This is a genomic window from Methanobacterium sp., from assembly GCA_039666455.1.
In the GTDB taxonomy this organism is placed as follows: Archaea; Methanobacteriota; Methanobacteria; order Methanobacteriales; family Methanobacteriaceae; genus Methanobacterium_D.
This window is the reverse complement of record JAVSLW010000025.1, coordinates 1-12,406: the sequence shown is the minus strand read 5'-3', so window position 1 is coordinate 12,406 and position 12,406 is coordinate 1. Positions and strand designations below refer to the sequence as shown.

Genomic DNA, 12,406 nt, shown 5'->3' with positions numbered 1-12,406 from the left:
CATATGAATCTAATGGCTATGTAATATTGAAAGCCGTGGGCCGAGATGACCTAATATTTGTAATTGACCCCGAAACAGGTGTTGTAAGGGATATGAACACAGCTAATGGTTTCTGCGGATCCTACTGCTACTATGACCTGCAGACAGAATTAGCTCTGAGTTTAGGTAATTCTTTGGTTAATTCAGAACCAGAATGGTTATCTCGCATAAATTACGCAGGTAAGAAAGGCAGGGATTATTATCCTTATCCTAAAGAACCAAACAAAGCAGATGTAAATATAAACAAACAATTTCTAAAGGAAACTCGTCTTTCAGAAACTTTTCTATATTCTGGAGGGGGAAAAATACCGTCTAAACTTATAAAAGCTGCAATATATGTTACTATTGCTATGGTTATTGTACGTATGGCGTATGAGCCTATTTATAAATGGGGATACTCAACCTATAATACTATCAATAAATTGATTATTGAAAAGAGTAGATAAATTGGGGGCTTAAATATTTAAAATCTTTGAAAAATTTAATATTGGGATAAAAAACAGAATTAAAGATATTTTAAGCTTTGATAAACTTTGAAATGGAAGAAAGAAGAATACATTCTTCTTTTCTCTTATATTAATTTATTTGATATTATTTACAATAAAGATCAGTTTAACATTCAAAGAGGTGTTATTATAGGATTATTTAATAGGTTTAGGAAAGATTCATTGCTTAAAAAGGCCCATAATTTGTTTAATCAGGGTAAATATCATGAAGCTTTAGATTATTATAATCAAACATTGGAAATTGATCCTAATCACATTAAAGCTTGGAATGGTAAAGGCGTGGTTTTTGAGAAATTAGGGTGTTTAAATAAGGCTTTGAAGTGTCATGATAAGGTTTCAGATTTAGATTCTAAATCCCTTTATGCTTGGTATAATAAGGGTAAGGTTCTTGTTGATTTAGGAAGATTTGATGAAGCTTTAGAATGTTTTGATAAGGTTTTAAAACTTGATACTAAATTTTATCATGCTTGGCAAGGGAAAGGTAAGATATTTGTTGATTTGGGAAAGCTTGATAAAGCTTTAAAATGTTTTAATAAAGCATTAACGCTGAATTCTGAGTATTCTCTATCTTGGAGTGGTAAAGGCAACGTTCTTATTGATTTAGAAAGATTTGATGAAGCTTTAGAATGTTTTGATAAGGTTTTAGAGTTAAATCCTGATGATGCTTTAGCTTGGAATGGTAAAGGTATTGCTCTTGCTAATTTGGATCGATCTAATGAGGCTTTTAATTGTTTTAATAAAGCTTTGGAATTAGATATGGGAGATAACTACTTCTGGATTAATAAAGGATTTATTCTTAAAAAAATGGGTAAACCTCAAGAAGCATTAGAATGCTTTGATGAAGCTTTGGAATTAGATCCGGACAATATTTCAGCTTGGATAGGTAGAGGTATTGTTTTTATTGATCTAAATCAGTTTAATAAATCTTTAGAATGTTTTGATAAGGCTTTAGAGTTGGATCCTGAGGATGAGGATGCTAGAAAATACAGAGATGAAATTCTGTATTCCACCTCTTGAATTGGCAAAATTGTTTATTTGAAGAAGCTGTTCAAAATCTTGTCAAATCTCAAAGTATAGAACAGGGCATTCACACAATAATTAATGAGATAAGTGTAATATTGGATGAAAATGGTCAAGAAATTAACCAGTATAGTTCAGCACAATATAACAATGTCACAGAATATCTTTCCAACCCTTAATTTTTATGGATGTGTTAATATGGACTTTAAAAGAGCTTTAATTGAAAATATAAAACTACTGTTTTCCAAAAAGGGATTGGAAATAGCGTTCAAATCTAATAAGGATGGTTATAATGAAAAATTAAAAAAAGAAGTATTATCTTCAATATATTTCATACCGCTTATATTCATTATGACCTATTTGTCTTGTGGTGTTTTAATAGGTCTTGATTTTTTACCATTCTTCTTTGCTTTTTGCACAATTCCAGTGATGGGAGTTGTATATACTTATTATTATGAGAGATTAACTGAAAAATATGGGAATGGAAAATATGAACAGATGCTAATAGTGATAACTTTATTTTTTGCTCCTCTTTTCTTTTTAACGAGCATTGCTATGGGAATAACCACCAATAACATTCCATTTGGTATCGGATTAGGTGTTTCAACGATTTATCCACTTCTATTCATGTTTAAGCGTATTAAAACTTTTAGCGATGAAAGTATTCCCAAATATGAGGGTCCAAAGATGAGTATAGAATTAGGGCCCGGTTATATGCCCTATGGTTATTGGCTTTTATCTGCATTATTGGGTTTTCAAACTACTGGTTATGGGATTTCACGCCTTCATTTCTATTTTATGGAAGGTAATCCATCTTTAGAGTTTTGTTTAATGGCGATCTTTTTTGGTTTACTAATGCAGAGTATTGTATTATTCCCAGATAAAATTAATAAGGTCGTTCCATTTGATTTAAGAATGAGAGAAGGAATTCTATTCATGATTTTCTTAGTAGTTGTTCTGTTCATGATTTTTAATTTTATTATGGGCTTATTTAATCCAGATTTGAGATTGGTATTGTGGTGAGAGGATTGGATAACTGTCATTGATCATATGAAGACAATTGTCTGTTGAAGCTTCTCGGTTTGATTACCATGCTAATACTCCAACTTCAGGACCTGTAGGTTCAGTAATGATCGACATGGTAAATGCATTCATAAATGGAACTTCTTAGAAGCATATGAATCTAATGGCTATGTAGTATTGAAGGCTGTGGGCCGAGATGATCTAACTGATCATTGTGGTATTAGTGGGTTTTATTTATCATTTGATACGCAACCAGATAGTTTGCTTTTTAACTCCCGTCGAGAATTCAACCCTACTCGGTCTTAATTTTGATCCTTCAAATGGATTTGTGAATGCGGATTACACTGATAATGGGGAAATGATTGTTTTTGTAGATTATAACACTAATCAGTGCGTTTTAAATGGTTCTTCAGAAGTAAATGCAACTGTTAGAATCACGTCAAGTGATCTGGGGATATATAATCAAGTGATACCTCTAGATACAAGAAATAGATTTATATATAAGCTGGAAATCCCAAAAAATGTTTCCATTATCAAAATCACGTTAAACGCCACTAAATCAGGAAAAAAAGATAGATCGATAAATTTTTTCATCAAAAAAACAATAATATCCCCTATCCGAAGGTTCTGTGAAAATCATTTTGAGGTATAACACCTAATTCATCTGCTATACCTTTATATGTGAGTAAATTATCAGTGGTTAATGCATAAAATGGTTTATTTCTTACGGTATTTTGTATAACCTGCTATCCCTTTCGCATTTTCAAATGCTCGCTCGATCCAGTATTTGCTGTACGACATCTGTGCAAATCTTTTCATATTCGTATTGGGTAGTGCATTGGAGAACGGTATTTGATGAAGTTTCCAGACTCGTGTGTTTGATGGATTTTTTAGTTTTTAAAACAGGGATCATGAAAACTGGTAGAGTAATATTACCTTATCCTTTCAAATCCGCACTTTTCAACTATTTTTTGACCTTTAAAGGTTAAAATAAAGTCTAAAAACCTATTAATTCTTTCATCATCTTTATTACATGCAATGAAGCTTATAATATGGCGAGTATCTTCTTTAATAACTTCCAAACCTTCATTTAGACTATGGCTTATGAATGTATAATAGTCCGGGTTGTCATTTATAAATTTAAGGGCATCATAGGGTGATTTAAACCCAATTTTAAGTTTATAGGGAATTCCCTTATCATCCAGAGTGTTCCAGGCAAGTCTTTGAGCAGAATCTTCTATTTCCACAAAATTTTTCCCTTTCAAGTCATTAATATTGTTTATACATGTTTTTTTGCCAGTTACAAGTACCAGGTAGTCGTATGCTATTGGAGTAAAATCCATGTCACTGATTAATGCATGGACTGGATCATCAAGCGTTAAAATATCTACCATGTCAAAGTCTGCAAGATAAAGTGCGTTTTTATCCCCGGTCTTATAAACAGCAGCTTCAAGCCCGTATTCATCAGCTAAAATTTCAAGTAGCCTTGAAGACGCATACCCTCCACATATTATGATCTTCTCACGTTTTTTAAGTCTTTTTTCATATTTTTCATAATTTTTTAGAATTATTTTAGCATCTTCAGTTAGTAAAGAGCCTGCACCACTACTAAAGACAAGTTTAAACCCTAATTTCTTTTCTGCATCTTTTATGCGGCGGTTTAATACTGCATGAGATATACCCATCTTTTCAGCTGCCCTGCGCTGGGAATAAGTCTTTGAAACCATTTTAAGAGCTTCAAAAAGCCTGTAGCTGTAGGTATTTCCATCTATAATAATGCTTACTTTGGGTTTATACTCCATTTAAACCACTTAACTTTTGAAGAAATTCAGGCTGATAGCTGGATGCATTCCCCATTTTTTTGAAATAAAGATTATTTGAAGTGAAAAATATAACACCCTGTAACTTTACAGCCCCAGAAGTTTTTTAATTGTATCTGTTTTTATTCTATAGATTAATATAACAAAAATCACTATTTATATGTAGATAGACTAAGGATATATTAAAAACAATTCTGCAGCCGGTGAGAAAATGATTATAAACAAAGCCATAAACGAAATAATAACCAATGTAAAGGAAGTATCGGCAGAAATAGACAGTAAAAGTATCGATGAAATGCTGGACATGCTAATTTCTGCAAACAATGTTTTTATAATTGGTCTTGGAAGGTCGGGGCTGGTTGCAAGAGCTTTTGCTATGAGGCTGATGCACCTTGGAATAAATGTTTATGTGGTTGGAGAAACCATAACTCCCGCTATAAATCCGGATGATTGCCTGCTTGCAATTTCAGGTTCAGGAGAAACCAGTTTCATCATCAGCACCGCTAAAATAAGTAAAAAACGGAATGCAAAAATAATTGCAGTGACTTCATATGAAGATTCTACTCTTGGAAAACTTTCTGATCTTATTATACACATTAAAGGCAGGACCAAAATTGATTCTGAGAAAGACTATATTAAACGCCAGATAAATGGAAGACACCAACCTCTGGCACCTCTTGGAACATTATTTGAAGTTTCAACCCTGATATTCCTTGAAGGGATTATTGCAGAGCTTATGAATAAGATGGGAAAAACTGAGGAGGATTTAAAAGAGCGGCATACAGTTTTGGAGTGAATTTAATTTCCATTAAAGTTAAAGGAACGGTTTCATGTCTATAAAGGGAAAAATTACTTTAATACTCCTGATTATTCTGCTTGCAGCAGTTATTGCTTATCTTATCTGGCCAAAGTCTAATGAAACTCAACAAATAATAGTTACTGGTACTGTTGATCTTCCGGAACCTCAAATAACTGGTAATATATCTGTAGAACAGGCAATACATGATCGTAGATCTGTTAGAAGGTACACTAATCAATCTTTAACCTTACAGGATATTTCACAGCTTATGTGGGCTGTTTATGGGATTACAAATCAAACAACGAAGTTTAGAGTGGTTCCATCAGCTGGACGTACATATCCTCTTGAAGTATACCTTTCAATAGGTAGGGATGGGGTAAAAGGATTAAACGAGGGTGTTTACCATTATAATCCTTTTAATCACAGTCTGGAGCAGATTTTAGGAAATGATGTGCGTCCTGAGTTATCTCAAGCTGCAAATGGACAGCCATGGGTAAAAGAAGCACCAGTAAACATTATAATCACTGGAAATTACCATAAAATGATAGATAAATACAAAGATGAAAAGTTGAGCACCCGTTTTGTGGATATGGAAGCAGGGCACGCTGGTCAGAACATTTATTTGATTGCAGAATCCAGAAATCTTGCAACAGTGGCTTTAGGTTCATTCAGGGATGACAGTGTTCGCCAGATATTAAGAATACCTGCTAATGAAAAAACTCTGTATATATATCCTGTTGGCTATTCAGCACTTTAAAAACTGAAATTAATACAAAACCCGCTCTGGATGGGTGTATATATTGAATCTATTTCCTCTAACAAACCCTATTATTGTAACACCAGCTTCGTCTCCAACCATGTATCCTGAAGAAGTAGGGGCAGATTTAGATGCTATAATTGGTATTCCAACCCTTGCAATCTTTATTATCATATCTCCAGGCATTCTGCCACTTGAAAACATAAAACTATTGGAAAAATTAATTCCCTGTAGCTTGCAAGCCCCAATAACTTTGTCTATGGCCACGTGACGGCTTACGTCTTCAATAGAGATAAACGTATCTTCAGCTACAAGCGCTGCGATATGAGTTCCTCCTGTAGTGCTCCATACAGTAGAACTTTCCCTTAATTTTTTCGATGCTTCAAAAACCATCTCTTTTGATATTTTATAGTCTGACTCAACCTTTTTTGTTAAATCTATTTTGCTTCTCATTCCTCCAAAACAGTCTGAACTCATTACAAGCTCTCTTCTAAGGTCAAAATCAGCAAGGTCGGTTTCAACTTCGATCGTTCTATTAACAACTTTTAGTTTTGTTATATCACTTTTAGAGCTTAATAATCCTTCACCAAGTAAATATCCGACAGCAAACTCTTTTAAGTGAGTGGGACTCATTGAAAAAGTTCCAATAACAGTTTTATTAACTATGATTCTTATTTCCTGATCATTACTTATTATTTCTTCTATTTCAAGGATTTCTTTGCCCACCCTTATGGCATTTACTTTTTTGACCATTTCTGGCATGATATAACCTCTTTAGAAATATATTTTAGTAAAAAGATAAGTTACTGAATTCAGGATTTTCCAGAAACTTTTATTGACACTCCAATAGATTATGATTCCACTGAAAGAAAAGGTAAAGCAGAAGATGTGGATTTACTTAAGGAACTTGCAGAAGGTATTGAATCTGGCTCGCTTTGTGGTTGTATTAATAACTGTATTTGATCTAATAGATCTCTTTAACTTTTTTTGGTTACTTCTCCAAATTCTTCTGATTCATCTAATTCAGGGAAAAAACCTCTAAAACTACTATATTCAGTAGGTTTTTCCAATAGTACCGTTTTTAATGCTTAATTCTATTTTTTTCCCTTCAAAATCTTTTAATTCGTCTCCTTTAAGTGAAGATAACATTCCGATAGTAGTGTTTCTTACAAAAGTCTGTACAAATGGGTTCATTGGAACGGAAAGACCGTTAATTTTAAGTTTAATGCTTCTTTCTTTTTTCATTACACATGCAGTTTCAGTAATTTTTCCTTTAACCATTGCTTTAGCAAAATCCTTGCATCTATCATAACCACATTCACCACAGTTTAATTCAGGTAATCTGCTGTAACTACGCTCTTCTATTAAGTTAACCAGAGATTTAAGATTACTGTCGCTAATTGTAAACGGATCTACCTGTTTAATTATATATTCATCATCAAGGAGAGATACTGATATTTTAGCGTAGTGTGAATGTTTAAACCCTTCAACTACAAGATAGTCAATATTTTTCATACATTCTGTCATGGTAAGTATATTATCCAGTTCCAGGCGCTGGTTTAAAAGGAAAAATGTTTCATCTCCAGAGCCGATTACAAGTTCTGCTCCTGCTTCTTTATGCTTCCATGTATCTCTACCTTCAACATCAAATTTTCCGTGCACGTGTTTAACTGTTCCTACCTTAAAACCACGATTTACAAGTTCTTCAACGATTTTAACCACCAGAGTAGTTTTCCCAGTATCTTTAGTTCCTATCACGCTGATAATCTTCATATTATAACACCTTTAAAAATGGCATATAACCTTTGTTATTAGTTTATATCTAATATTAAAATATTTAATTTTAAGTGAAAAATTTAACTACTAAATAGAGAAAAGGCCACATGATTTCTTTTTTATACTCTTTATTCTATAAGTGTAACTGATTACATTTCGAAGAGGGTTATACATTAAAAAAGTAAAAATTAGATATAATTATCTCAAGAAATTTCAAAATGCCTGGTTTAGATAGTGGACGTGGAAATGAGCAGTAACAATTTCTATTTCTTAAAAGTTAATTTTATTACATTTATAGACTTATCTGGTGAAAGGAAAGAAATTCCACGTCCAAAAATTGGGAGATGCCCCCATTACCAGGTAGCCCAACAGCTTTTTTTTCGATATGTTTATATATTCGTATCGAGAGAGAGTATAAATCAAAAAATATTATTTAGGAGTGATCAATTATGCCAGTGATTATAGACACTGAAAAGTGCGGAAAAATCGAAAACTGTCCTGGAGAAGGATTATGCATGAAGATATGTGAAAAAGGAGCGTTAATAGATCAGGGTGGGGATGTTGTACTGATCCTTGAAAACTGCGATGACTGCGATTTATGCATTCAAAACTGTCCAAATCAGGCAATAACTAAGAGTTGATTGAAATGGTATCTGTAGAAAGAAACGTAGGTCAGAAACGTTCTCTTGAGCATAAAAACGAAAAATGTGTTGGGTGTGGTATATGTTCTGATATATGTCCTACTGAATGTATTAAATTGGGCCCTGTTCTTCCAATAGCAAGAGGACTTGTAAAAATGGAATATATCAACATGGACAAAAATAAGTGTGTTTTATGTGGTCTTTGTGCTTCTGCATGTCCGTTTAATGCATTGGAGTGTAAAATTGATGATCAAAATATTAGAGAAATAGAAGAATACCCTAAATGGGAGCATGAAGCTAAAATTGACAATGAAGAATGCATATACTGTGGAAACTGCGTAAAAGCATGTCCAAGGGATGCAATTCATATGATCAGGACAATGCCTGATAGATCAGGTCTTGTAATAGGAGAAGCTGATATAGACCTGGAAAAATGCGTATACTGTGGAATGTGTGAAGAACTATGCCCTGCTGAAGCTATATCCATAGAATCAAACGATTTAAGCTCAAGTAATCCTGAAATAGCTAAAGGGATAAGTATAAATGAATCCAAATGTGTTTACTGCGGTATTTGCAAGCGTGTATGTCCTGAAAATGCGATAAAAGTGATATGTACTACCTGTATATACAGAGATGATATATCCAAGCCTGAAATTAATGGAAACATTATTTTAGATGAAGATATCTGTATAAACTGTGGCTGGTGCCAGGAAATATGCCCTGTAAATGCTGCTGTGGTCAGCAAGCCATTTGAAGGTCAGATATTTTTAGATGAGGATAAAGAATGTAAAGGAAAATCATGTCATGCATGTGAGGATGTCTGTCCATGTAACGCTGTAAGTATAGTCGATAATGAATCCGTTATAAATCCAGACTTATGCGTACTTTGTGGAGCCTGTAAAAAGGCATGTCCTCAAAAATGTATTGTTATCAAACGCGACAAGATGAACCTTAACAATATACGTTCTAATTCTTGGAAAATGCGTCTTTCCATGTTAATGGATGAAAATGCTTAATTCAGGTTATACTTTTTCTTTTTATTTTCATTTTTAAATCCCTGAATTTTAGATCGAAAAGTATGTAAAAACATATCAATAAACCAGTTATTAACGTGAAAAATAGGGTAAAATTTTAATATTTTGATTATTTTTAAATGGATAAGTATATATATTCATATCAATAAATCAAGTTTCACAATAAAAAAGGAGGTGAAAATATGAAGCGGCAAATGGTATTTATGGCTGCTGCACTTATTTTTGTATTAGTGATTTGTGGAGCAGTTTCAGCAAATGAAACCCATGATATAGGTACACAGGTCACAAAAAATGCAGGTACAGATTTGGGTATAACAAATTCAACCAGTTCTGACGATACTTTGTTAATAACAACAGCAGGTTCAGCATCATATAAAGGAGGTTCAACTGAGGATAGTCTTCAGGGTGTATTAGACACCACCAGTGCTATAACTCCAGGTAATGGAAATATGGTAACATTAAATGACCCTAATGGTGCTCTGGAATTTATCTTTGTTAAAAAAAGTGGAAACGAGGTATTTGCAAGAAGATACACACCTATTCCATCTGGAAATGCATTCACCATTAATAGCAGTAACACAGTCTACCTATCTAACAGCGCCTTAGTTAGTATGAATGAAGCACAGTGGAATAATATAAAACAGGAATTAGGCATAAATGCATTTGAAATAGTAAGTATTGCAAGTGCATGGGCTAATGGAGCACCTAAAGACCTGCTTAAGTTTGCAGGTACCAGCGGAGGAGTATCAGAAGGGCTTTTAAGTGGTTATGTGAAGGCTAAAAGCTTCCAGAACAACTTTCCATTGATGAACAGTGCACAATCTTACCATGTCATGACCACTCCTGGAGGGGGAGATGACAACGTACCCATGACCATATTGAGCGTTAATCCTGCCCAATGGGTAAGACAGATACCAAATCAATCTGACCCACTGATGATAAACTATCAAAGCATGATCAATGGTGATCCACTTGAAAGTGCCTACATCTGGTGGGATAGAAGTGGTTCTACAACTTCACCAGGTAATGGAATCATGGCTGTAATGAAATTTAATAGTTCACTATTAAATGAATACGGAAAACCAGTGACAGGTGGAGGATTAGAGCAAATAAAGTTTCTGCAATGGCTATATACTCAAAAAAATATATTCAGCGGGAATATGGGCTTACTAATATCTGTTGATTCCCTAAAAAAGATGAATCAGAGTGATTTCAACTATCTCTGGGGACATGTTGTGGGAACTACTTACACACCAGGACATGGAATTGATAGAACCTATATAAATAAGCTGGAGAACTCAAACCACCAGTACGATAAAAATACAGGTATTTTAACAACCAGCGATTACAATACTCTTAAAAATATAGGTGAACAAGCAGCTTTAATGGCTGAAGCAGCATTCGGCTCTAAACTAACTGGTGAGGATCTGGTCATAACCTCAGCAGGCTATACACTGTTAAAAGATGAACAGGGAAAATTAACCAGATCAACATTAGGAGCCCTTGATGGTATTAGAAGTGTTACAGGTAGCACAATAGACAACTTCTTGAGCCTTAGCAGGTCTATATGGACTCCTTTATGGTTTGCGTTTGTTAAAAAGTCTGGGAATTTACCTAATGTAGTCTTAAACACCGTGTTTATAGAGTATAATGCAGCTACAGGCCTTAGAATAGTTCCAGTAACATACGGTGGAACAGATCTCAATGTGTTTGATATAGGGCTTAATTCCAATTTAGCAGGTTCAAGAAACTCGGAAGGGTGGAATAAGTCAGTTGCAGTGGAACGTGCATATACAAACAACAGGGCATACAATATACAGGAATATGCGCAACAGGATTTCTATGTTGTGGCTGTAGCTAATCTATGGGCTCATGGAGTTCCTTATGAGTTATTAGCAGCTTCAGTAGGTGGTGCCTGTCCTGGTTCAGGGTTTACACAGGGCTATGTAATTGCAGATTATGTCAGAAGAAACTTCCCACTTAACTCACACTACATACATGTAGGTTTCCCTGCCCACTGTAAAGAGATGGTTATAAACCATATTCTTGGAACTTCAGCTGCAGAAGGCACTTACTTCACACCAGGAGTCAGAATCCGTAATACAAATACAGCAGGAATATTCATCCTCTGGAATGAAGCCACCAATACAGGTAAAGCTATATTGCTTGAGATGGATCGTAACATCATAAACACAATGCAAAACCAGGATATTCCAAACAACAACCACTTCTACCAAACAGCCTACTGGGCTTTATGGTACGTGGACAAGGCTATCCCAGGTAAAGAAAGGTATGCAGAACTACTTAAGGCTTTCAACGTGACCAAGGACATATCCTTAACCCAAAAAGATCTAAATACAATGTTAGCTGCAGGCAGTGACCCACAAGCATTTATGATGAATTTTGTAGCACCTGTACCAGTAACTCCAACTGCTCCAACTCCAACTGCTCCTGAACCCCGGCCAGTTCAACCAGTACCAGTAACTCCGACTGCTCCTGAACCCCAATCCCTGTCAGTTCATCAAGGAACTGGAATTATGTCCGGAATTACTCAAGCAGTAAGTGGGATAAGAGAGCAAACTGCAGCACCAGGAGAAATAGCACCAGGACTTCCATTAGGAGATGCTCCTGCTCAAGCTCCAACTGCTTCAGGAATACCTGTTGTACCTTTAGCTGGAGCAGTACTTCTTGCAGCTATACTAGTTCTGGTATATCTTGGAAGAGAGAGTATCACATCTGCTATTAGAAGAAGCTCTGAAAAACTCGGAAAATAATTTATTTTCTTTATTTTTTTTTTCAGTGTACATCCCAGTAAAAGTTTTTAAGTATATGCCTCTAAAAACTAATAGCAGCGAATTTTTAGGCTAAGTGGTGGTAAATTGAATAAATTTGTAATAGATATATTACTGGTTGAAGATAATCCTGCAGATGCACGGCTTGTAAAAGAGGCTTTTAAATATTCTAAAATGAAAACAAAAATTTATGTGGCTA

The 12,406-nt window shown here is 34.6% G+C and carries 12 protein-coding genes; 9 read left to right on the top strand and 3 right to left on the bottom strand.

What is annotated here, in order from left to right; genetic code table 11:
- From PQ963_06990 to PQ963_06975, 4 genes are all read left to right on the top strand, one after another.
- Positions 1 to 485, top strand: a 485-nt coding sequence (locus PQ963_06990) for a hypothetical protein (GenBank protein MEN4029406.1), incomplete at its 5' end; no start/stop codon positions are given.
- 87 nt (positions 486 to 572) lie between these two features.
- On the top strand, positions 573 to 1,562 hold the full coding sequence (locus PQ963_06985; protein MEN4029405.1) for a tetratricopeptide repeat protein: 990 nt from the start codon (positions 573 to 575) through the stop codon (positions 1,560 to 1,562).
- 105 nt (positions 1,563 to 1,667) lie between these two features.
- A complete protein-coding gene (locus PQ963_06980) occupies positions 1,668 to 2,588 on the top strand; it encodes a hypothetical protein (GenBank protein MEN4029404.1) in 921 nt (306 codons plus the stop codon).
- A gap of 328 nt (positions 2,589 to 2,916) precedes the next feature.
- Entirely contained in the window at positions 2,917 to 3,240 is a 324-nt protein-coding gene (locus PQ963_06975; GenBank protein ID MEN4029403.1) for a hypothetical protein, read from the top strand.
- 280 nt (positions 3,241 to 3,520) lie between these two features.
- Here the strand turns inward: PQ963_06975 and PQ963_06970 are convergent, their stop codons facing one another.
- Positions 3,521 to 4,390 carry a LysR family transcriptional regulator gene (locus tag PQ963_06970; protein ID MEN4029402.1) on the bottom strand — a complete coding sequence of 290 codons (870 nt, stop codon included), beginning with the start codon at positions 4,388 to 4,390 and terminating at the stop codon, positions 3,521 to 3,523.
- A gap of 229 nt (positions 4,391 to 4,619) precedes the next feature.
- On the opposite strand from PQ963_06970, the gene hxlB reads away from it, so the two are divergent.
- Positions 4,620 to 5,204 (top strand): 6-phospho-3-hexuloisomerase, encoded by a 585-nt coding sequence (gene hxlB, locus PQ963_06965; protein ID MEN4029401.1) that lies wholly within the window; start codon positions 4,620 to 4,622, stop codon positions 5,202 to 5,204.
- Positions 5,205 to 5,238: 34 nt separating this feature from the next.
- Positions 5,239 to 5,964: a SagB/ThcOx family dehydrogenase gene (locus tag PQ963_06960; protein MEN4029400.1), complete on the top strand. Its 726-nt coding sequence runs from the start codon at positions 5,239 to 5,241 to the stop codon at positions 5,962 to 5,964.
- A 9-nt stretch (positions 5,965 to 5,973) separates the two neighbouring features.
- Here the strand turns inward: PQ963_06960 and fdhD are convergent, their stop codons facing one another.
- The gene (gene fdhD / locus PQ963_06955) at positions 5,974 to 6,726 is read right to left on the bottom strand and encodes a formate dehydrogenase accessory sulfurtransferase FdhD (GenBank protein MEN4029399.1); all 753 of its coding nucleotides are present in this window, start codon (positions 6,724 to 6,726) and stop codon (positions 5,974 to 5,976) included.
- Positions 6,727 to 7,017: 291 nt separating this feature from the next.
- A complete protein-coding gene (gene mobB / locus PQ963_06950; protein ID MEN4029398.1) occupies positions 7,018 to 7,737 on the bottom strand; it encodes a molybdopterin-guanine dinucleotide biosynthesis protein B in 720 nt (239 codons plus the stop codon).
- 452 nt (positions 7,738 to 8,189) lie between these two features.
- Here mobB and PQ963_06945 point away from each other — a divergent pair, with 452 nt between their 5' ends.
- The 3 genes from PQ963_06945 to PQ963_06935 all read left to right on the top strand — a co-directional run bounded on the left by PQ963_06945 (position 8,190) and on the right by PQ963_06935 (position 12,189).
- The gene (locus tag PQ963_06945) at positions 8,190 to 8,381 is read left to right on the top strand and encodes a 4Fe-4S binding protein (protein MEN4029397.1); all 192 of its coding nucleotides are present in this window, start codon (positions 8,190 to 8,192) and stop codon (positions 8,379 to 8,381) included.
- A 5-nt stretch (positions 8,382 to 8,386) separates the two neighbouring features.
- A complete protein-coding gene (gene fwdF / locus PQ963_06940; GenBank protein MEN4029396.1) occupies positions 8,387 to 9,397 on the top strand; it encodes a tungsten-dependent formylmethanofuran dehydrogenase subunit FwdF in 1,011 nt (336 codons plus the stop codon).
- A 200-nt stretch (positions 9,398 to 9,597) separates the two neighbouring features.
- Complete coding sequence (locus tag PQ963_06935; protein ID MEN4029395.1) at positions 9,598 to 12,189, top strand: hypothetical protein; 2,592 nt, start codon at positions 9,598 to 9,600, stop codon at positions 12,187 to 12,189.
- The last annotated feature ends 217 nt before the right edge of the window (positions 12,190 to 12,406 follow it).

Coding starts and splice junctions, on each gene's coding strand:
- PQ963_06970 (MEN4029402.1), bottom strand. CDS start 4,390: ATGGAGTATAAACCCAAAGTAAGCATTATTATAGATGGAAATACCTAC.
- fwdF (MEN4029396.1), top strand. CDS start 8,387: ATGGTATCTGTAGAAAGAAACGTAGGTCAGAAACGTTCTCTTGAGCAT.
- PQ963_06960 (MEN4029400.1), top strand. CDS start 5,239: ATGTCTATAAAGGGAAAAATTACTTTAATACTCCTGATTATTCTGCTT.
- mobB (MEN4029398.1), bottom strand. CDS start 7,737: ATGAAGATTATCAGCGTGATAGGAACTAAAGATACTGGGAAAACTACT.
- hxlB (MEN4029401.1), top strand. CDS start 4,620: ATGATTATAAACAAAGCCATAAACGAAATAATAACCAATGTAAAGGAA.
- PQ963_06980 (MEN4029404.1), top strand. CDS start 1,668: ATGAAAATGGTCAAGAAATTAACCAGTATAGTTCAGCACAATATAACA.
- fdhD (MEN4029399.1), bottom strand. CDS start 6,726: ATGCCAGAAATGGTCAAAAAAGTAAATGCCATAAGGGTGGGCAAAGAA.
- PQ963_06935 (MEN4029395.1), top strand. CDS start 9,598: ATGAAGCGGCAAATGGTATTTATGGCTGCTGCACTTATTTTTGTATTA.
- PQ963_06945 (MEN4029397.1), top strand. CDS start 8,190: ATGCCAGTGATTATAGACACTGAAAAGTGCGGAAAAATCGAAAACTGT.